The sequence below is a fragment of the Paraburkholderia lebeckiae genome, from assembly GCF_014201005.1.
In the GTDB taxonomy this organism is placed as follows: Bacteria; Pseudomonadota; Gammaproteobacteria; order Burkholderiales; family Burkholderiaceae; genus Paraburkholderia; species Paraburkholderia tuberum.
In genome coordinates this window covers 638,388-658,103 of record NZ_JACHDK010000002.1, presented here as the reverse complement: position 1 = coordinate 658,103, position 19,716 = coordinate 638,388, and the positions used below count along the sequence as shown (strand labels likewise).

16 protein-coding genes are annotated in these 19,716 nt (G+C 64.4%); 7 read left to right on the top strand and 9 right to left on the bottom strand.

The features are described 5' to 3' along the window. Positions 1 to 211: 211 nt before the first annotated feature. Positions 212 to 1,465, bottom strand: a complete 1,254-nt coding sequence (locus HDG39_RS06235) for a cupin domain-containing protein (protein WP_184004087.1) — start codon at positions 1,463 to 1,465, stop codon at positions 212 to 214. A 32-nt stretch (positions 1,466 to 1,497) separates the two neighbouring features. Between HDG39_RS06235 and HDG39_RS06230 the strand changes: the two genes are divergently transcribed. Next, positions 1,498 to 2,040 (top strand): FKBP-type peptidyl-prolyl cis-trans isomerase, encoded by a 543-nt coding sequence (locus tag HDG39_RS06230; protein ID WP_184004085.1) that lies wholly within the window; start codon positions 1,498 to 1,500, stop codon positions 2,038 to 2,040. Here HDG39_RS06230 and HDG39_RS06225 read toward each other — a convergent pair. The 4 genes from HDG39_RS06225 to HDG39_RS06210 all read right to left on the bottom strand — a co-directional run bounded on the left by HDG39_RS06225 (position 2,020) and on the right by HDG39_RS06210 (position 8,645). Next, the gene (locus HDG39_RS06225; RefSeq protein WP_184004208.1) at positions 2,020 to 3,447 is read right to left on the bottom strand and encodes a hypothetical protein; all 1,428 of its coding nucleotides are present in this window, start codon (positions 3,445 to 3,447) and stop codon (positions 2,020 to 2,022) included. The genes HDG39_RS06230 and HDG39_RS06225 overlap by 21 nt on opposite strands. Beyond that, positions 3,434 to 6,121 carry a DNA mismatch repair protein MutS gene (gene mutS / locus HDG39_RS06220; protein ID WP_184004083.1) on the bottom strand — a complete coding sequence of 896 codons (2,688 nt, stop codon included), beginning with the start codon at positions 6,119 to 6,121 and terminating at the stop codon, positions 3,434 to 3,436. Before mutS ends, HDG39_RS06225 begins: the two co-directional genes overlap by 14 nt. Positions 6,122 to 6,329: 208 nt before the next feature. Continuing rightward, complete coding sequence (gene lplT / locus HDG39_RS06215) at positions 6,330 to 7,628, bottom strand: lysophospholipid transporter LplT (RefSeq protein ID WP_018417586.1); 1,299 nt, start codon at positions 7,626 to 7,628, stop codon at positions 6,330 to 6,332. A 213-nt stretch (positions 7,629 to 7,841) separates the two neighbouring features. Further along, on the bottom strand, positions 7,842 to 8,645 hold the full coding sequence (locus tag HDG39_RS06210) for an inositol monophosphatase family protein (RefSeq protein WP_184004081.1): 804 nt from the start codon (positions 8,643 to 8,645) through the stop codon (positions 7,842 to 7,844). Positions 8,646 to 9,054: 409 nt separating this feature from the next. On the opposite strand from HDG39_RS06210, the gene HDG39_RS06205 reads away from it, so the two are divergent. Beyond that, the gene (locus HDG39_RS06205; RefSeq protein WP_184004079.1) at positions 9,055 to 9,885 is read left to right on the top strand and encodes an RNA methyltransferase; all 831 of its coding nucleotides are present in this window, start codon (positions 9,055 to 9,057) and stop codon (positions 9,883 to 9,885) included. A 256-nt stretch (positions 9,886 to 10,141) separates the two neighbouring features. Then, positions 10,142 to 10,969, top strand: a complete 828-nt coding sequence (cysE, locus tag HDG39_RS06200; protein WP_184004077.1) for a serine O-acetyltransferase — start codon at positions 10,142 to 10,144, stop codon at positions 10,967 to 10,969. Positions 10,970 to 11,022: 53 nt separating this feature from the next. On the opposite strand, the gene HDG39_RS06195 is transcribed toward cysE, so the two are convergent. The 4 genes from HDG39_RS06195 to HDG39_RS06180 all read right to left on the bottom strand — a co-directional run bounded on the left by HDG39_RS06195 (position 11,023) and on the right by HDG39_RS06180 (position 13,940). Beyond that, positions 11,023 to 11,820, bottom strand: coding sequence for a UDP-2,3-diacylglucosamine diphosphatase (locus tag HDG39_RS06195; RefSeq protein ID WP_184004075.1), 798 nt, complete (start codon positions 11,818 to 11,820; stop codon positions 11,023 to 11,025). A gap of 63 nt (positions 11,821 to 11,883) precedes the next feature. Continuing rightward, entirely contained in the window at positions 11,884 to 12,378 is a 495-nt protein-coding gene (locus HDG39_RS06190) for a peptidylprolyl isomerase (protein WP_013089755.1), read from the bottom strand. A 138-nt stretch (positions 12,379 to 12,516) separates the two neighbouring features. Then, positions 12,517 to 13,098: a peptidylprolyl isomerase gene (locus tag HDG39_RS06185; RefSeq protein WP_184004073.1), complete on the bottom strand. Its 582-nt coding sequence runs from the start codon at positions 13,096 to 13,098 to the stop codon at positions 12,517 to 12,519. 50 nt (positions 13,099 to 13,148) lie between these two features. Further along, positions 13,149 to 13,940 carry a tetratricopeptide repeat protein gene (locus HDG39_RS06180; RefSeq protein ID WP_184004071.1) on the bottom strand — a complete coding sequence of 264 codons (792 nt, stop codon included), beginning with the start codon at positions 13,938 to 13,940 and terminating at the stop codon, positions 13,149 to 13,151. A 251-nt stretch (positions 13,941 to 14,191) separates the two neighbouring features. Here HDG39_RS06180 and cysS point away from each other — a divergent pair, with 251 nt between their 5' ends. The 4 genes from cysS to tilS all read left to right on the top strand — a co-directional run bounded on the left by cysS (position 14,192) and on the right by tilS (position 19,363). Beyond that, positions 14,192 to 15,589, top strand: coding sequence for a cysteine--tRNA ligase (gene cysS / locus HDG39_RS06175; protein ID WP_184004069.1), 1,398 nt, complete (start codon positions 14,192 to 14,194; stop codon positions 15,587 to 15,589). A gap of 47 nt (positions 15,590 to 15,636) precedes the next feature. Then, positions 15,637 to 16,734, top strand: a complete 1,098-nt coding sequence (locus HDG39_RS06170; protein WP_184004067.1) for a DNA-3-methyladenine glycosylase family protein — start codon at positions 15,637 to 15,639, stop codon at positions 16,732 to 16,734. 128 nt (positions 16,735 to 16,862) lie between these two features. Further along, positions 16,863 to 17,834, top strand: a complete 972-nt coding sequence (locus HDG39_RS06165; protein ID WP_090800690.1) for an acetyl-CoA carboxylase carboxyltransferase subunit alpha — start codon at positions 16,863 to 16,865, stop codon at positions 17,832 to 17,834. Between the two features lie 53 nt (positions 17,835 to 17,887). Next, positions 17,888 to 19,363, top strand: a complete 1,476-nt coding sequence (gene tilS, locus HDG39_RS06160; protein WP_184004065.1) for a tRNA lysidine(34) synthetase TilS — start codon at positions 17,888 to 17,890, stop codon at positions 19,361 to 19,363. Positions 19,364 to 19,716: the final 353 nt, after the last annotated feature.

The window sequence follows — 19,716 nt, the reverse complement described above, 5'->3', positions numbered from 1 at the left end:
TAAAGGTAAGCAACAGCGCAAAATAAAACCGGTAATGTGCTCCAACACCGACCTGGGCCGCTGGTGGAGATGCTCTTTTGACGAGCTGGAATCTTCCCTACGGCTTGGGCGGAAATTATATGCACTTTCGTACTGACAGTCGATAAATGCGGGTCAATACGTTGTCTTTCTCATACAAAATTTCACTGTACGGTATAACAGGCGGGCAGAGTTACGCAATCTCGCCTACCTGTATCCAGCCCGCACAATACCACTCGTGTAGCAGTGCTGTCACCGGTGAATCGTGCGATAGTGTTACAAAGCGTTTCGCACTCATGCACCGTAGATTTGCGAGTTCAAACAGCCATTTTTTCGCGCCGGTCCACGATATTTCTTCTCCATTTACGAAGAAAAAACGTCGTTCATACAACAGGTTACTCTTGCGGTCGAGCCGTAGACCGGATCGGGACGCCGCGCCAATAAAACGGGCTTCGTTGAGCGGCCGTTGCGGCGGATCGAAGACGACACTCGGCTTGGGTTCGCTGAGGTACGTGCCAAGGAACGACGCAATGTCCTGCTCATTCCATCGCACGTTAGCAAGCATTGCGCCCACTCGTTCGACGAGCGCCGCGGGCAACTCGGCCGGCTGTTCGACGGCGGCCTGCCGTGGGTCGCGATAAAGGGCGCCCGCCTTGCCGGTGGCCTCTCCGCGCTCGGCCAGGTGGTACAGGAACTGCGCGGTCAGCTCGCTTTCGGAGGGCGCGCGAAAACCGATCGAGCAGGTCATGCATTCGCCCTCGGCGATGCCGTCGTGCGCGATGTGCGGCGGCAGGTACAGCATGTCGCCGGGCTCGAGTACCCATTCCTGTTCGTGCTCGAAGTGCTGTAAAACTTTCAACGGCAAGCCCGGCTGCAGAGTCAGATCTTTCTGCGCGCTAATGCGCCAGCGGCGCTTGCCTTTTACTTGCAAAAGAAACACATCGTAGGAATCGAAGTGCGGGCCGACGCCGCCGCCATCGGTCGCATACGAAATCATCAGGTCGTCGAGACGCGCGTCCGGCACGAAACGGAAACGGTCGAGCAACGCGCGCGCGCGGTCGTCGTGCAGATCCACGCCCTGCACGAGCAGTGTCCATGCGCGCTGTTTGACGGACGGTAGTTCGTCGGGCGCGAACGGGCCGTGCTCCAGCTGCCATTTGTTGCGGAAGTGCGTGATCAGGCGCGCTTCGACGTCGTCCCGATCGGCCAGCTCGAACAGCTCGTCGCGCGACAGCGGCGCTTCGATGTCCGGAATCGCTTGACGGATCAGCAGCGGCTTCTTCTGCCAGTAGCGGCGCATGAATTGCGACGGGCTCAGATGGCCGAGAAGTGCGGTCGGAACGTGGGGCGAGGGAGGAAGAATGGGCCGCGTGGCCGGCTTTGCGGCAGACGGCGAATTGCTTGCCGAACCTGCATCGGCCGGGAGGTGAGTGGGCCGCCTGGGCATCGTATAATGTGAGTTGTATTCTGGAGAATCGAATGAAAATCGCAAAGAACACCGTCGTGTCGGTCGCCTACAAACTGTCGGATGCGCAGGGCAATCTGATCGAGGAAAGCGAAGAGCCGATGGTCTATCTTCACGGCGGCTATGATGGCACGTTCCCCAAGATCGAGGAAGAGCTCGACGGCCACGAGGCCGGCTTCGAGACCCAGATCCAGCTCGAGCCGCAAGACGCGTTCGGCGAATACGATCCTGAGCTTGTGAAGATCGAGCCGCGCGATCGCTTCCCGGAACCGCTCGAAGTCGGCATGCAGTTCGAAGGCACCCCGGAAGATGGCGACGAGGAAATCGATGCGCTGGTGTACGTGGTGACCGACGTCGCGGAAGACAAGGTCGTGCTCGATGGCAATCATCCGCTCGCCGGCATGGCGCTGCGTTTCGCGTTGACCGTCAAAGACGTGCGTCCGGCTACTGAAGACGAAATCCAGCACGAGCACGCGCATGGCGCGGACGGCCTCGAAGTTCTCGACGACGATGAAGACGAGGACGAACAAGACGACTCAAAACCGACCCTGCACTGAGCTTGCGGGCATGCGCGGTGTTGTCGCGGGGGCAGGCGGCACCGATGCGGGCAACGCAGGCGAGGCTGGCAGTATCGACCCCGGCGGCATCGAGATAGCGGGCCCATAGTCGCCGCCGCCCTGGTCGGACGGGATGCGCGGCTGCTGGTCCTGCGACTCTCCAGGCGTCCGCAATACGGGCGGCAATTCCGACGCCGGCCCGAAACCTTCCACATTCGGCATCTCCGGCGCAACCGGCATCGACGCGCCGGATTCGTCGCGCGGCGATGCGGGCGGCAAGACCGGCGGCGTGGTGGGCAGCGGCATCTGCTTCGGCACGTCGCGTACGCTGACTCTGAACGGCGGCTTCCTGCCGAAATCCGCTTCTATCTGAATCCATTGGTTGAGACGATCATGCGGCGCGAGCGCAATGCGCGTGAGGTTCGTCACGACCATCCCCTTGTCGTTGCGTAGCGGCTGATCGATGACGAAACCGCCGGCCGGCCGGTCGTCGTCTGCATGAATGACGACCACGGGTCCGGGGAAAATCTGCGCGAGCTTGACCAGACTGCGCTTGAATTCTAGAAAGCCGTCGCGGCGCGAGCTATGTGCGAAGTGCAGCCAGGCGAACCGTTCGGGTCGTTCGTAGCGCTCTGGGTCGAAGTCGCCCTGAATGAACACGACGATCGCGCGCGCGTCGCGGCGCTTCGCGTATTCGGCCGCGTGCTCGAGCCAGAATGCGTTGGCGATCACGCGATCTTCGAACTCGCCGTTGCGGCCGCCCGCGCTCAGGTAGTGGTTGTTCGGACCCGGCGCGTTCAGGCCGATGAAGACGATGTCGCCGGCTTTGGTGTTCGCTTTGTCGTTCGCTTTTTCGTTGACCACCCAGCGCACGTTTTCACGGAACGGGCGGAAGCGCGACACCTCGCTCTCGCGCGTCAACGCGATCGGGTTCTGCCCCATCGACGTTGGATCGGCGAACAGCGTTTGCCGCAACTGGTCGAGCCGCTCGACCGGATCGAAGCCGCCGGCTTCCGCCGTGCCGCAATCGACCCAGTCATGCTGGCCGGGGATAAAGAAGAGGGCAGTGCGCGAGCTGTCGAGCAGCGCGTGGCGGCGCTCGAACAGCGCGTCGCGGCAAACTTCCTGTGGCCCCTTCAGATTGCCGTCGTAGACGATGAAGCGCACGTCGCGCTCGCGGCCCATCGCCTCGAGCAGCCGTTGCGTGGCGGCTTCGTCGGCGGGGCTGTGCATCGTGCCGGAAATCACCGCGAACGCGAAGCGCGAGGCCTCGGCGTGCGCCGGCGCGGTCCATGCGCACACTGCCGCGAGCACGACGATGCCGCCTGCCAGTGCGAGCACGTGGCGCAGCGCCGCGCGAAGCCCGCGCGGGCGCGGCTGGTGTCTCGGCGTGTCAGTGGTCCGCATCCGGCGCGACGGCCAGTTCATGCAGTTCGTACAGCAGATCGAGCGCTTCGCGCGGCCGCAGATCGTTCGGATCGATGCCGCGCAGACGCTCGACGAGTGTCTGCATCGCGGGCGACGCAGGCGTTGCGTCGCTCGCCGCCTCGTGCTCGTCGTCGGCGTCTTCGGCGAGCATGGCAGGCTGCGTCGCGAACAGATCGAGTTGCGGCGCGGGCTGCGCGGCCGATTGCTGCTCCAGATGCGCGAGATGCTTGCGTGCCGCGCGGATCACCGCGTTCGGCACGCCGGCGAGTTGCGCGACCTGCAGACCGTAGCTCTGATTGGCGGGCCCTTCGTTGACCGCGTGCAGGAACACGATGCCGTGCCCATGCTCGACCGCCGACAGATGCACGTTGGCCGCGTGCGGAAACTCCGCGGGTAGTTGCGTCAGCTCGAAATAGTGCGTCGCGAACAGCGTGTAGCAGCCGTTGTGGGCGAGCAGGTGGCGCGCGATCGCCCACGCGAGCGCGAGGCCGTCGAACGTCGACGTGCCGCGGCCGATCTCGTCCATCAGCACGAGGCTTTGCGGTGTCGCGTCGTTGAGGATCGCGGCGGCTTCGGTCATCTCCACCATGAAGGTCGAGCGGCCGCCGGCGAGGTCGTCGGCCGCGCCGATGCGCGTGAAGATGCGGTCGATCGGTCCGAAGGCTGCGCGCCGCGCTGGTACATAGCTGCCTACGTAAGCGAGCAACGCGATCAGCGCGGTCTGGCGCATGAAAGTCGACTTACCGCCCATGTTCGGACCGGTGATCAACAGCAGCTTGCGCTCGGTCGCGAGTGAGCAATCGTTGGCGATGAACTGCTCGACCTGCGCCTCGACCACCGGATGACGACCCTGCTCGATGTCGATACCGGCGTTCGCCGAGAACGTCGGCGCAACCCAGTCGAGCGCGCGAGCGCGTTCGCCGAGCGCGGCCAGCAGATCGAGTTCGGCGAGCGCGAGCGCAACGCGCTGACAGTCGGGAATGAACGGCAGCAACGATTGCAACAACGCGTCGTACAGTGCGCGTTCGCGCGCGAGCGCGCGTTCCTGCGCGGACAGCGCTTTGTCCTCGAAGGTCTTCAACTCGGGCGTGATGTAGCGCTCGGCATTCTTCAGCGTTTGTCGACGGCGATAGTCGTCCGGCACCTTGTCGGTCTGGCCGCGCGTGACTTCGATATAGAAGCCGTGCACCTTGTTGTACTCGACGCGCAGATTGCCGATGCCGGTGCGCGCGCGTTCGCGTGTTTCGAGATCGATCAGGAACTGTCCGCAGTTCTCCGAAATATCGCGCAGTTCGTCGAGCTCGGCGTCATAACCACGCGCGATGATGCCGCCGTCGCGCACCATCGCGGCCGGATCTTGGGCGACCGCGAGCTTCAGCAAATCGACGCACGCGTGCGGCGGTTCGAGCGCCGCGTCGATGCGCGCGAGCGAATCCGCGTTCGATGCCACCGCGGCGAGCTGCGCGCGCAATGCAGGTAGCGCGATGAAGGTATCGCGCAGGCTCGACAGATCGCGCGGCCGCGCCGACAGCAGCGCGAGACGTCCGGTGATCCGTTCGATGTCCGAAATCTGCCGCAATGCGCCGCGCAATGTATCGACATCGGCGCCCGGCGGCGCGTCGAGCAACGCGCCGATCGCCTGCTGACGCGCCTGAGCCACCGCCGAATCGCGCGGCGGATGATGGAGCCAGTGCCGCAGCAGGCGGCTGCCCATCGTCGTGCAGCAGGTGTCGAGCAGCGAGCACAGCGTCGGCGATTCGGTGCCGCGCAGCGTCTCCGTGAGTTCGAGGTTGCGGCGCGTGGCCGGATCGAGGCCGATGTATTCGGATTCGTATTCGACCTTCAGGCTGCGCACATGACGCAGTTGCTGGCCTTGCGTGGACGCCGCATACAGCAGCAACGCGCCGGCCGCGCCGCACGCGCAGCCGAGCGAATGCGCGCCGAAGCCGTCGAGGCTAGCGACTTCGAGCTGGTCGCACAGGCGCTTCGTGCCCGAGGTGATGTCGAAGTGCCAGGCCGGTACGCGCTTGAGCGCGCTGGCGTTGACAGGCGGTGTCCAGCTGGTCGAATCGGCGGTGGCGTCGGCGACCAGAATTTCCGCGGGACGGATACGCTCCAGCGCGGCGGCGACCTGATCGGGCGCGACTTCGGCGAGGCGCAGCGCGCCGCTCGCGAGATTGAGCCACGCGAGACCGACGCTCGTGGCGACACCGCGGCGATTGTGCGCGACGCCCAGCGCGAGCAGATAGACGTCGCTCTTGTCGGACAGCAGCGCGGCGTCGGTCAGCGTGCCAGGCGTAACCACGCGCATGACCTTGCGCTCGACCGGGCCTTTCGAGGTGGCCGGGTCGCCGATCTGTTCGCAGATCGCGACCGATTCGCCGAGCTTCACGAGCCTGGCCAGATACTGTTCGACAGCGTGATGCGGCACGCCGGCCATCTTGATCGGATTGCCCGCCGACGCTCCGCGCTGCGTGAGCGTCAGGTCGAGCAGGCGCGCGGCTTTTTCCGCATCGTCGAAAAAGAGTTCGTAGAAGTCGCCCATCCGATAGAACACCAGCGTGCCCGGATGCTCCGCCTTGATGCGCAGGTACTGCTGCATCATCGGCGTGTGTTGTGCGACGTCGTTGGCCGCTGCGATTTGAATACCCATCCTTCGTGTCTTCTTGCGGTAGATGCTCAGGGCGTGAGTTTAACCCGCCGGCGCGACGAGCGGACCCTGGCCGAACGGACGATGCCCAACCCGAGAGCCGAATGGCAGCATGACCGCTTCGATCGAAGCGTGCGTTTCACGCGGTCGCGGCGCGTTGCGCACGTCGAGCCGCGCCTCGTGCTGTCATTATTGGAGCTCTGTGATGCATTCATTCCTCGATCATCGCCCGCATGTCCACGCTGCGTTCGTTCGCGGCGCTGCGGCGCTTCGCGAGCCACATCATCAGCGTGACGAAGCTGCCGAACACGACGATGATCCACTGCGCGGGCATCTTCGCCGTGAGCAGCAGCGCGTATGCCCCGAGCATCAGCAGCACCGCGAGGTTCTGGTTGAAATTTTGCACGGCGATCGAGTGACCGGCCGACAGCAGCGTCGCGCCGCGATGCTGCAGGATCGCGTTCATCGGCACGATGAAAAAGCCCGACAGCGCGCCGAGCACGATCATCAGCGGATAGGCCAGCAGAATGTAGTAGGGCGCGACGTGCGTGCCGAAGCGCAGGCCCGCGCCCGCCGGGAACAAGTCCTTGTTGTAGAAGGCCATCGCGATCGCCACCGCGCCCGTCAGCACGCCGACCGGCAAAACCTTCAGCGAGCGGCGCAGCGGAATCAGCGCGGCCGCGCCCGCCGCGCCGATCGCGATGCCGAAGCCGGTCACGCCTTGCATCACCGCCGCCTTCGACAACGACAGCCCGAGGTTCACGTTCGCCCATTTGAGCACCAGCAGCTGCATCGTCACGGCGGCGCCCCACATCAGCGTGGTCACCCACAGCGCGATCTGCGCGAGCTTGTCGGCCCACAGCACCCGGAAGCAGTGATGGAAGTCGCCGACCAGCTTATTCGGCTCGGTTAGCCGGTTCGGATAGCGCGCGCCAGTGTCCGGAATGAAGATGTTGATCGCGGCGGCGATCGCGTAGGTGAGCATGACCGCGCCCATCGCAAGATCGGCGGCCGAGCGGATCAGCGGCATATGCGCACGCGTGACGAAATGCTCGACGACGGTGCTGATCAGCGCACCGCCGAGCATCGTGCCGGCGATTGTCGACAGCACCGTCGCCGATTCGAGCCACGCGTTCGCCTGCACGAGCTTTTCGGCGGGCAGCAGCTCGGTGAGGATGCCGTACTTGGCGGGCGAATACGCGGCTGCGCCGAAGCCGACCACGCCGTAGGCGATCATCGGATGAACGCCGAGGATCATCATCAGGCAGCCGCTCGCCTTCAGCGCGTTGGAGATGAACATCACGTGGCGCTTCTGCATCGAATCGGCGAACGCGCCGACGAACGGCGCGAGCAGCACGTACGAGATCGTGAAAAAAATCTGCAGCAGCGGCGTAACCCACGCGGCCGAGCGCATCACGGAAAGCAGGGCGATGGCGGCGATCAACAGCGCATTGTCGGCCAGCGACGAAATGAACTGTGCCGCGATGATCGTATGGAAGCCTTTTTTCATGGGGCAGATTGGAGGCTGGGCCCGGGGCGAAAGTCGGGCAGGGTCAAAGCGGCATGGAGCAGGGAACGGTCCCGGCGGAGTACCGCCCCGAATAACTTTCCGCTTTTTAGCACGACGCCCCACACACTGGAGCGCCGCCAACAGAAAAGCGGCCGAAGCCGCTTTTCTCTGCAACCGTTATGCGTTGCCGCGGACCGGCCGCGGCGGCGCACCTTACGCCGACTGCTGACGCGTGCGGCTGTAGCGCGACAGGATCGGAATCATCTGCGCGTAGACCTTCGGGTTGCCCGCGACGACTTCGCCGACGTGCAGGAACTCCGAATCACCGGTGTAGTTGCCGACCAGGCCGCCGGCTTCGGTGATCAGCAGGCTGCCCGCCGCGACGTCCCATGCGTTCAGGCCCTGCTCGAAGAAGCCGTCCATGTGGCCGGCCGCGACGTTGGCCAGATCGAGCGCGGCGGCGCCCGGACGGCGCAGGCCGGCGCAGGCTTCGGTCATCTCGGCGAACTGATGGCCGTACGATTCGAGGCTGTCCTGCGCGCGGAACGGAAAGCCGGTGCCGATCAGGCAGTCGGCCAGGCGGTCACGCTTGGCGACGCGGATGCGGCGATCGTTGAGAAACGCGCCACGGCCGCGCGATGCGGTGAACAGATCGTTGCGGGTCGGATCGTAGACGACGGCCTGCGTGACGACGCCCTTGTGCGCGAGCGCGATCGACACGCAGTAGTAAGGGAAGCCGTGGATGAAGTTGGTGGTGCCGTCGAGTGGATCGATGATCCACTGGTATTCGGAATCGTGGTCCGACTTGCCCGACTCTTCGGCGAGGATGGCGTGATCGGGATAGGCGGTCTTCAGCGTTTCGATGATCGCCGCTTCGGACGCTTTGTCGACCTCCGTGACGAAATCGTTGTGCTGCTTTTTGCTGACCTGAATCAGGTCGAGATCGAGCGATGCGCGGTTGATGATTTGAGCTGCGCGGCGCGCGGCCTTCACAGCGATATTGAGCATGGGATGCATAAACTGATCCTTGTGCCGGGGCAGCACGGCTGCCGGCCGGTAAATAAGCGCGAAACTGCGCTGACGGGCGCCGCAACGACGCAAAAACAGCACGGAACGGCAGACCGGCTATCAAACCGGAGAGCATTCCGTCGACGGAGACGAATTGAATAAGAACGGTGCGACCGGTTCGACGGAAGCTTCAGCCAAGGTCGGCGCCGGACGCGAGAAGCGGTATTTTACCTGAGTCCGGGCGCCCTCGCGCCGGTGCTCGCTCACGTGCGGCTGATGTACCGCGCAGGCGCCCGCCGGTGCCGGTCAGATGCTGCGCCCTCGTCCGCGCGCGTGGCTCGCGCGTGCGCCTGATTCGGCATAGGTGCCCGTTGGCGCTACCATACGCGTCTTGAGTCCTAGCCAGCCGAGTTTTATCGTGGATCACACCCACCATTCCTCCGACCCCGCCGTGGCCGATTTGCGCGGCGGCTTCACGTCGACGCGTTTCGTGCTGGTCGAGCCCAGCCATCCGGGCAATGTCGGCGCCGCGGCGCGCGCGCTGAAAACCATGGGCTTTTCGCGGCTCGTGCTCGTGTCGCCACGCGTGCCGAACGTGCAGAACGACCCCGAGGCGATCGCGATGGCGAGCGGCGCCGATGACGTACTCGCCTCCGTGCACGTGGTGCCGTCGCTCGCCGATGCACTGACTGGCGTGCACTGGTCGATTGCGCTGACCGCGCGGCTGCGCGAATACGGTCCGCCGCAATGGACGCCGCGTGCGGCCGCCGCCGCCGCGCACGCAGAGGCGATGCACGGCGAGATCGCGCTGGTGTTCGGCAACGAGCGCACGGGCTTGTCGAACGAGGACGTCGAGCGATGCAGCGCGATCGCGCATATTCCGGCCAATCCGGCCTATAGCTCGCTCAATCTTGCGCAGGCGGTGCAGGTGCTCGCCTACGAGCTACGCACCGCGTACCTCGGCGCCGACGAAGCGAGCGACGGCGCACCCACCGCGGGAGCACACGCGGCGCCGGCCGAACCCGCCGCTCCACGCGCGCAGATGGCGGCCAGCGACGAGATCGAGAGTATGTTCGCGCATCTGGAAAGCGCACTGGTCGCGCTCGAGTTTCTCGATCCGGCCAATCCGAAGAAGCTGATGTCACGTCTGCGGCGGCTCTTCGCGCGCTCGGGCCTCGAGCGCGAGGAGGTCAACATTATGCGCGGCATCGCCAAGCACATCCTGCTCAAGACCAGTCGGACCGAATGACGGTTCGTCGACCAGCCCGTGACGGCGCACCTGATGCACCGCCTTCGTCTGACGACAACCTTGCAGGTGACGGGGACTTCCGGCAGGTTTCGCGCAATCGCCCTACAATCCACGAAACGTTAGAAGCAAAGTTGCCGCCGTGCTAAGCGGCAGCGATGACGTTACCTATGGCGCGAAATGCAGAGTCCCGCGCACGCGCAAACCGCGCGGATTCGCTCACGCAGACGGTTTTCCCCCCAACAATACAGTCCCTGCCATGTTGACGAGACTTCGCGAAGATGTCGCCACGATCCGCGAGCGCGATCCCGCCGCCCGCAGCGCATGGGAAGTGCTCACGTGTTATCCGGGGCTGCACGCGCTCGTGCTGCATCGGATCGCTCACGCGTGCTGGCGCGCGAAGCGCCGCTGGCTCGCGCGTTTCGTGTCCCAGATGGCGCGCTTCATGACCGGCATCGAGATTCATCCGGGCGCGACCGTCGGGCGGCGCGTGTTTATCGATCACGGCATGGGCGTCGTGATCGGCGAGACCGCGCAGATCGGCGACGACTGCACGATCTATCAGGGCGTGACGCTCGGTGGCACGTCGCTCACGCGCGGCGCGAAGCGGCATCCGACGCTCGAGCGTGGTGTGATCGTCGGTGCGGGCGCGAAGGTGCTCGGCGGCTTCACCGTCGGCGCGGAAGCGAAGATCGGATCGAACGCGGTCGTGACGAAGCCGGTGCCCGCGCGTGGCACGGCGGTCGGCAATCCGGCGCGGATCATCGTGCCGGCCGCGGCGGCTGCGAACGGTGCGAACCCGAATGCGAACAACGCCGCGCGTGACGCGAAGCGCGGCAGCGAAATCAGCGCGTTTTGCGCATACGGCATCACGCCCAACGCGGACGATCCGGTTTCGCTCGCGATTCACGGTCTGATCGACCATGCGGCGACTCAGGCGCGACGTATCGATGAAATCGTCGATGCGCTCGAGCGGCTCGGCACGAGCCTCGAAGGGCTGCAAGGCGCGGATGCGGCGTTGCTCGATTTGCGGCGGCTATCGGCGGCGATCGCGGGGAAGGTTGAGGGGCTGGCGGCGGAGCGCTAGGTATCGGCGCCTCGGCGTCTCTGCAGCGCGAAGCGCACGCCGTACCCACGAGGTCAATCCAGCGGCAACGCTCGAATCCCGTCGGCATCGATCTTCAGATAGCCGCCCCGGCGCTCGCCGTGATCGAGATCCCAGTCGGGCAGAACCCAGCGCGTGCCGCCCGGCTCGCGATGCCGCGCGGGCAGATGGGTATGCCCATGAATGATCGTCGCGGTCTTCGATTTCCTGAACAGCGCGGCGACACCTTGCGGGGTCACGTCATACTTGATCGGCATCGGCCGTGTGCGGCCATGCTCGCTCTTCGAGCGCATGTTCTCGGCGAGCTTGCGACGCCAACGAAATGGCCACGCCAGAAACAGAATCTGCGCGAGTCGATTGCGCGCGAAACGCCTGAACAACTGATAGCCGCGATCCGCGGTGCACAGACCATCGCCATGGGCGAGTGCAATGCGCGTGCCGAACGCGGTAATCACGAACGGATCGGGCAGCCAGATCGCGCCGGCCGCTTTCATGAAGCGCTTGCCCAGCAGAAAGTCGCGATTGCCGTGCATGATGTAGAGCGCGATGCCGCGCTCGGATAGCGTGTGCAGCAGCGCCGCAATATGGGCGACGAACGGCTCGCTCAGCATGTCGTCGCCGACCCAGTACTCGAACAGGTCGCCGAGGATGAACACCGAGTCGGCCGCTTCCGCGCTCACGCGGATGAAATGCTCGAACGCGGCCACCGTGCGCGGAATTGCCCCGCTCAGATGCAGATCGGAGAGGAAGAAAAAAGGGCGCGCGGCGTGCGGGCGTTGGCCTTCGCCTGGGACGCCCGCGGCGACGCTTCGCAGCGGCGTCTCTTGCAGCATTGAAGGTGCCTGATTTCAGTTCAAACGAGTCGACGCCCGGATGAGGCGCGACTCACTCACGGCTTAGCCGACGACGACAGCTTTTTCGATCACGACGTCATCGACCGGCACGTCCTGATGGAAGCCCTTCGAACCGGTCTTGACCTTCTTGATCTTCTCGACCACGTCCATGCCTTCGACGACCTTGCCGAACACCGCGTAGCCCCAGCCTTGCGGCGTCGGCGACGAGTGGTTAAGGAAGTCGTTGTCGTTCACGTTGATGAAGAATTGCGCGGTCGCCGAATGAGGGTCGTTGGTACGCGCCATCGCGATCGAGCCGTTCTCGTTCTTCAGACCGTTGTTCGCCTCGTTGGTGATCGGCTCGGCCGTCGGCTTCTGCTTCATGCCGGGTTCGAAGCCGCCGCCCTGGATCATGAAGCCGTCGATCACGCGGTGAAACACCGTGTTGTCGTAGTGGCCGGCCTTCACGTAGTTCAGGAAGTTCTCGACCGACTTCGGCGCCTTTTCGGCGTTCAGCTCGAGTTTGATGACGCCGTGGTTCGTATGCAGTTCAACCATGATGGAATCCTTTGATGAACAGGTGGATAAAAGGCGCGGCGCGTCGTCATGGGCTGACGACCGGCCGCGCCGGGGCATTGGTCGGGGCCGGGCTTCGGCCGCGCGGGTTCGCTTGCTCGTTCGCTCGCTGGTTCGTTTTTACTTGCTCACCATCGTCGCCGACTGGATCACGACCGGCTTCTGCGGCACATCGCTCATCGGGCCGCGCGTGGTGGTGGGCGTGGCTTCGATGCGTTTGACGACGTCCATGCCGCTCGTGACCTTGCCGAATACCGCGTAGCCGTTGCCGTCCGGATTCGGGTAGTCGAGATTGGCATTGTCCACCGTGTTGATGAAGAACTGCGCGGTGGCCGAATTCGGGTCGCTGGTGCGCGCCATCGCGATCGTGCCAGCGGTGTTCTTCAGACCGGTGCGGCTCTCGAGCGGAATCGGCGCGCGCGTCGGCTTCTCGACGAAGCTCTGCGTATAGCCGCCGCCCTGGATCATGAAGCCCGGAATCACGCGATGGAAGATCGTGCCGCTATATTGGCCGGCTTTCACGTAGTCGAGGAAATTGGCGACCGTCTTTGGCGCTTTCTCGGGATACAGCTCGACGCGGATGTCACCCTCCGACGTCTTCAGCAGCACGGAAGGATGAACGGCCTGCGAACCGGACTGCGCAAAGGCGGGTGCGTTTGCGATCAGGGCGGCGCTGCCGAGCGCCAACATCAACCGTTTCATGAAAGTCCTCGGGGTTGGAGAAAAGTTGCGTCAGGCAACGAGCCCGGCGATCAGCGCGACGGCGCCATGTACGGCGGCATGGCGAGCGAGCCATTCGGGCCGCCGAACTGGAAGCTCGGGCTGTCCGTGATGTTCGACGTGGGGTGCGCGGCGGGCACGGTCGTCTGCTCGGCGGCAGGCTGCGACGCCGCGGCAGCGGGCGTTGCCGGCGACACGACCTTCTGGATATCCGCGAGACGCTGCGCGGTCCTCGGGCTCGCCTTGCCGAGGCTCTCCGCGCGACGGTACGCGGCATCGGCGAGGCGCAGATAGAGGTCGCCGAGGTTCTCGAACGCGAGGCCGTAGTTCGGATTCACCTGGGTGGCCATCTCGAGCGCCGCGCGCGCTTCGGTCAGGCGGCCTTGTCTCGCGAAGAGTGTGGCGAGGTTGTTGTACGGCTCGGGCAACTCGGGATACAGCTGCGTGAGTTCGGTGAACGCTGTGATCGCTTCGTCGTCGCGATTCAGATGCACGAGCACGTTTGCGCGTTTGAACTTCGCTTGTGCGTCGCGCGGATTCGCGGCGACGCGCGCGTCGAGTTGGGTCAGCGCGGCTTGCCAGTTTTTCTGTGCGATCGACGCGTCGATTTCCGGCGTATTGTCACGCACGGCGGGGCCTTGCGGCATCACCGCGGCCTTCTGCGCATAAGCGCTCGCGACCGGCACCGCGGCAAGCGCGGCAACGACGGTGACACGCCACGCGAGGGCACGCGCCGCTTCGAAAGTAACGCCACCGACAACGTTGCCAAACGCAGTCGCGGCGAGGGTCGCAGCGCTGCGCGCGCGGCCGCTGGAGTGTTTCATAGGCTCAGGTCTGGATGTTATACTCCGAGCCATTCTAACAAAAGGTCTGCGCGTTCCGTCGAACCGCCGACTGTCTTTTCGCCACTCGTGGCCGTCTCCGCCCGGTTCGCAGCCTCGTCTGCAGCCTGATCGCCGCACGAGGTGCGCCGGTTTCAGCTGTATGCGATGCACCCCGTTATCCTGTTCGTTTCGCGGGTCGTGGCGCGCATGAAGCACAATGCGGACTTCTTTCGGCCCACGCACCGCTCTCTATGGAATCTCTGCGCATTTACAACACGCTCGCGCGTGACAAACAGACTTTCGTGCCGCTGCGCGAAGGTGTCGTGCGGATGTACGTCTGCGGGATGACCGTGTACGACTATTGTCACGTCGGTCATGCGCGCGTGATGGTCGTGTTCGACATCGTGCAGCGCTGGTTGCGTGCGCTTGGCTACAACGTGACCTACGTGCGCAACATTACCGATATCGACGACAAGATCATCAGGCGCGCAGTCGAGAACGGTGAAACCATCAAATCGCTGACCGATCGCTTCATCGCCGCGCTGCATGAAGACGCGGACGCGCTCGGCATCGAGCGTCCGGACATCGAGCCGCGCGCGACCGACTTCATTCCGCAGATGCTCGGCATGATCGAGACGCTCGAGAAAAACGGCTACGCCTACCAGGCGAGCGACGGCGACGTCAACTACGCGGTACGCAAATTCGCAGGCTACGGCAAGCTGTCGGGCAAGTCGCTCGAAGACCTGCGCGCTGGCGAACGCGTCGCGGCCAACGACGCGAAACAGGACCCGCTCGACTTCGTGCTGTGGAAGCAGGCGAAGCCCGAGGAACCGGCCGACACTGGCTGGGATTCGAAGTACGGGCGCGGTCGTCCCGGCTGGCACATCGAGTGCTCGGCGATGGGCTGCACGCTGCTCGGTGAACAGTTCGACATTCACGGTGGCGGCCAGGATCTGCAGTTTCCGCACCACGAAAACGAGATCGCGCAAAGTGAGGCCGCGACCGGACAAACATTCGTCAATTACTGGATGCACAACGGCTACGTACAGATCGACAATGAGAAGATGTCGAAGTCGTTGAACAATTTTTTTACGATTCGCGAAGTGCTCGCGCAGTACGATGCAGAGGTGGTGCGTTTCTTCATCGCGCGCGCGCATTACCGCTCGCCGTTGAACTACAGCGATGTACATATCGACGACGCGCGCAATGCACTCGCGCGTTTGTACACGGCGTTGAAAGACGTGACGCCCGATAGCGCCGTGCTCGACTGGAACGAAGCGTACGCGCAGCGTTTCCAGGCGGCAATGAACGACGACTTCAACACGCCGGTGGCCGTGTCGGTGCTGTTCGAACTGGCCACCGAAGTGAACCGCACGCGCGACACCGCGCTGGCCCGTCAATTGCGCGCGCTTGGCGCGGTGCTCGGGCTGCTCGGACGCGAACCGCGTGCATACCTGCAGCAGGCAGCGGGTGCTGCAGCTGAAGGAGCGCTCGAGCCCGCCGCGATCGAAGCGAAGATCGCCGCGCGTATCGCCGCCAAGCAGGCAAAGGACTATGCGGCAGCAGACCGGATCCGGGCCGAATTGCTCGATGCCGGCGTTGCCCTTGAAGACAAACCCGGCGGGTTGACCGAGTGGCGGCGCGTGTGAGCGCACCTCGTACTTCCCTCTGAACGACTCGCCAGGCAGGAGGCAGGATGGCAACGGCCACGAAGACGCCGGCTAAACGCGCGGCGTCTCAAACCAGTGCGGCAGCCGCGGCATCGGCTGCCGCAGCATCGGCTGCCGCAGCACAGTCGACTCGTGCGGGCGGCGGCGCGGTAGACAAAGCACCCTCGAAAGCGGGCGGGGCGGCGGCGAAAGCCGACTCGGCCGCGGCAAAGAAGAGCGCGGCCAAACGCTCGCTCAATGGCGCGGGCACTGAAGCTGCACTCGCGCCTGCGAAACGCGCGAAAACGGCGTCGCGTGCGAAGGGCAACGGTGCGTTGCCGGCCAAACTCGCCGGCGACGTGCAGGAACTCGCGCGCGACACGAACGCGGGCGAAGTCGTGCGCAAGACGCGCGTATCGGCCACTTCGGCGAGCACGGCCAGCGCGGGCGGCGAAGCGGCCGGTGTCACATCGCTCGCGAACGAAGTCGCGGTGCCGGTGCAGATCGGCGGTCTTGCGCCTGAAGTCACGCGTCCCGCGTACTGGGACAGGGCGTGCGCGGATCTCGTCAAGCGCGATCGCATTTTGAAGAAGCTGATTCCGAAGTTCGGCCCCGTGCATTTGCTGAGTCGTGGCGATCCTTTCGTCACGCTTGCGCGCTCGGTGGTCGGCCAGCAGATCTCGGTCGCGTCGGCGCAGGCCGTGTGGGCGAGGGTCGAAGTCGCGTGTCCGAAGCTCGTGCCGCAGCAGTTCATCAAGCTCGGTCTCGAGAAGCTGACCGCGTGCGGTTTGTCGAAACGCAAGGCCGAGTACGTGCTCGATCTCGCGAGGCATTTCGTGTCGGGCGCATTGCACGTCGGCAAGTGGACGTCGATGGACGACGAGGCGGTGATCGCCGAACTCACGCAAATTCGCGGCATCGGCCGCTGGACCGCGGAGATGTTCCTGATTTTCAACCTGTCGCGTCCCGACGTGCTACCGCTCGACGACCTCGGCCTGATCCGCGCGATCAGCGTCAACTATTTCAGCGGCGAACCCGTCACGCGCAGCGAAGCGCGCGAGGTTGCCGCGAACTGGGAGCCGTGGCGCACCGTGGCGACCTGGTACATGTGGCGTAGTCTCGATCCGTTACCGGTCGACTACTAAAGAAGAACAGGAAACGAAGCCGTTTCAAAGACTATCGCGTATATGATGTTGATAGTTGAGAAATGGTTTTGACATTGGCGCACGCGGTTAGAATACGCGCTGCCCGGTAAGTCCAAGGATTACAACCAATGAAGACCACGTTTCTGGATTTCGAACAGCCGATCGCTGAACTCGAAGCGAAGATCGAAGAATTGCGCTTCGTGCAGGACGACTCGGCCGTCGATATTTCGGAAGAGATCGAGCGGCTGTCCAAGAAGAGCCAGCAGCTCACCAAAGATCTGTATGCGAACCTCACGCCGTGGCAGGTTTCGCAAATCGCCCGTCATCCGCAGCGTCCGTACACGTTCGATTACGTAAGCGAGCTGTTCACCGACTTCCATGAACTGCATGGCGACCGCAACTTCGCGGACGATCTGTCGATCGTCGGCGGTCTCGCGCGGTTCAACGGCCAGGCGTGCATGGTGATCGGTCATCAGAAGGGCCGCGACACCAAGGAGCGCGCGCTGCGCAACTTCGGCATGCCGCGTCCGGAAGGCTATCGCAAGGCCGAGCGGCTGATGCGCCTCGCCGAGAAGTTCGGCCTGCCGATCTTCACGTTCATCGACACACCTGGCGCGTACCCGGGCATCGGCGCGGAAGAGCGCGGCCAGTCCGAGGCGATCGGCCGCAACCTGTATGTGATGGCCGAGCTGAAGACGCCACTGATCGCGACGATCATCGGCGAGGGCGGCTCGGGAGGCGCACTCGCTATCGCGGTGGGCGACAGCGTGCTGATGTTGCAGTTCTCGACCTACTCGGTGATCTCGCCGGAAGGCTGCGCATCGATCCTGTGGAAGAGCGCCGCCAAGGCACCGGAAGCGGCGGAGGCGCTGGGCCTGACCGCGCATCGTCTGAAGGCGCTCGGTCTGATCGACAAGATCGTCAACGAGCCGCTCGGTGGCGCGCATCGCGATCCGAAGGGCATGGCGGCGATGCTGCGCCGTGCGCTCGCCGATTCGCTGCGCCAGTTCCAGGGTATGAGCACCAACGACCTGCGCGAACGCCGTTTCGAACGGCTGATGGCGTACGGCAAATTCAAGGAAACGACGCCGGGCGCATAAGCCCGCGCGTTGGCCTGTCTCTTTCGTCCACCGGCGCTTTCCGCGCTAACGACGTGACCACCACCGCCGACTCATCCGCCGAGCGCCTCGTGATCGAGGCGCTCGGCGCCGCGCTGTTCGGGCTCGATTCGAACGCGCGCATTTCGGTCGCATTCAGCGGCGGCGTCGATTCGAGCGTGCTCCTCGATGCGGCGGTGCGCGTCGCGGGTGCGTCGCGCTGTATCGCGCTGCACGTGCATCATGGTTTGAGTCCACATGCCGATACGTGGCTCGCGCACTGCGAGGCTTTCGCGCGCGAACGTGGCGTCGAATTCGACGCGCGACGCGTGGATGTCGCGCGCGCGCCGGGCCTGAGCATCGAGGCCGCGGCACGCGACGCGCGTTATCGCGCGCTCGATGCGATGTGCGCGACGCACGGCATTAGCACGCTATGGCTCGCGCAGCATGCGGACGATCAGGCCGAGACCGTGCTGCTGCAACTGCTGCGCGGCGCGGGGCTCGCGGGTCTCGCGGCGATGGCGCCCGGCACGCTGCCGACAGGTGCGTCGACGACACGTGTGCGGCCGCTTTTGCATCTGCTGCGCGCGCAGCTCGAACACTATGCGAGCGCGCGCAAGCTGCGCTGGATCGACGACGAATCGAACGCGGACACGCGTTATGCGCGCAACGCCTTGCGTCATCAGGTGTTGCCGGTGCTGGCGGTGCACTTCCCGGGCTATCGCGATGCGCTCGCGCGCACGGCCGCGCATGCGGCATCGGCGCAGCGATTGCTCGACACGCTCGCGCGCGCCGACATGGAAAGCGCGTCGCGCGATGAAGGACGCGCCCTCGCGCACGACGTGCTGCTCGCTCTCGACGACGATCGCGCGCTGAATCTGCTGCGCTACTGGATGCGTACGCTCGGCTTCGTCGCGGCATCGAGCGCGCGTGTCGCGGATGCGCTGCGGCAGTTGCGCGAAGTGGCTGCGGGGAAGGACGGACATCGGCTCCGCATCGATCATGCGGGGCATGCGTTGCGCAGCTATCGCGGCCTCGTCTACTGGGAAGCCGGCGATAGCAGCGAACCCGCCGACGAAACCGCGCTCGTCGAGCGCGAGATCAGTGAACTCGCGTGGCAAGGGCAAGAGATCTGGCACTTGCCGCAATGGCGGGGCACGTTCGTGTTCGCGATGGTGGATGCAGCCGCTGCTTCCGACGTAGCCGACGCAGCGCACGCGGCGCCGCGTAACGAAGCATGCGACATCGTTCCCGTCAGCGTCCTGCAACGAGCCTCTCTAAGCGTGCGGGCGCGCCGCGGCGGAGAACGCATGCGCATCGGTGTGCCGAACACGCCGGGCCGCACGCTGAAGAACCTGTTTCAGGAGCGCGGCATTCCCGCATGGAAGCGCGACGTGCCATTGCTTTACGTTGGCGATCAACTGCTGTTCGTGCCACTGATCGGCGTGAATCGCGGGACCGTGCGCGACGCATCTCCGGAATGCGAAGCGTGCGTGAAAATCGTCTGGCGCGAGGATCTGCTGATCGCCTGAGCGCCGGTCCGACAGTCGCGCAAGCCGTGCGTGTACATGTCGAAAGCGTGAAACAGGGCGCAAATCAGCGATAAAACAGGCCATTGCAGGCCTGATTCGACGCATTTGAGCGCTCGTTGCGTCTTGTCTTTTTGCGCCTAATCAGGTACTTTAGCTTGTTTGCCCGACCCGATTTCGCCGTCGCTTTTTTCGCTATCGGTCGGTAGTGCCGGCAGGCGTGCGTGATCCGTCGTCGCCGTTCAATTCCGATCAGCCATTTGCGATTTCATCCCGGGCAAATCCGCGCGTGCTGCACGCGTGCTGCATCTACGCCGCCACACACTTTGCCGCCGTTCACGAGACGTTGCGCCCCT

Excerpts from the sequence above, each read along its gene's own strand:
- cysS (WP_184004069.1), top strand. The coding sequence starts at position 14,192 with ATGGAATCTCTGCGCATTTACAACACGCTCGCGCGTGACAAACAGACT.
- HDG39_RS06190 (WP_013089755.1), bottom strand. The coding sequence starts at position 12,378 with ATGGTTGAACTGCATACGAACCACGGCGTCATCAAACTCGAGCTGAAC.
- HDG39_RS06170 (WP_184004067.1), top strand. The coding sequence starts at position 15,637 with ATGGCAACGGCCACGAAGACGCCGGCTAAACGCGCGGCGTCTCAAACC.
- lplT (WP_018417586.1), bottom strand. The coding sequence starts at position 7,628 with ATGAAAAAAGGCTTCCATACGATCATCGCGGCACAGTTCATTTCGTCG.
- cysE (WP_184004077.1), top strand. The coding sequence starts at position 10,142 with ATGTTGACGAGACTTCGCGAAGATGTCGCCACGATCCGCGAGCGCGAT.
- mutS (WP_184004083.1), bottom strand. The coding sequence starts at position 6,121 with ATGGGTATTCAAATCGCAGCGGCCAACGACGTCGCACAACACACGCCG.
- HDG39_RS06195 (WP_184004075.1), bottom strand. The coding sequence starts at position 11,820 with ATGCTGCAAGAGACGCCGCTGCGAAGCGTCGCCGCGGGCGTCCCAGGC.
- HDG39_RS06230 (WP_184004085.1), top strand. The coding sequence starts at position 1,498 with ATGAAAATCGCAAAGAACACCGTCGTGTCGGTCGCCTACAAACTGTCG.
- HDG39_RS06180 (WP_184004071.1), bottom strand. The coding sequence starts at position 13,940 with ATGAAACACTCCAGCGGCCGCGCGCGCAGCGCTGCGACCCTCGCCGCG.
- HDG39_RS06225 (WP_184004208.1), bottom strand. The coding sequence starts at position 3,447 with ATGCGGACCACTGACACGCCGAGACACCAGCCGCGCCCGCGCGGGCTT.
- HDG39_RS06185 (WP_184004073.1), bottom strand. The coding sequence starts at position 13,098 with ATGAAACGGTTGATGTTGGCGCTCGGCAGCGCCGCCCTGATCGCAAAC.
- HDG39_RS06235 (WP_184004087.1), bottom strand. The coding sequence starts at position 1,465 with ATGCCCAGGCGGCCCACTCACCTCCCGGCCGATGCAGGTTCGGCAAGC.
- HDG39_RS06210 (WP_184004081.1), bottom strand. The coding sequence starts at position 8,645 with ATGCATCCCATGCTCAATATCGCTGTGAAGGCCGCGCGCCGCGCAGCT.
- HDG39_RS06165 (WP_090800690.1), top strand. The coding sequence starts at position 16,863 with ATGAAGACCACGTTTCTGGATTTCGAACAGCCGATCGCTGAACTCGAA.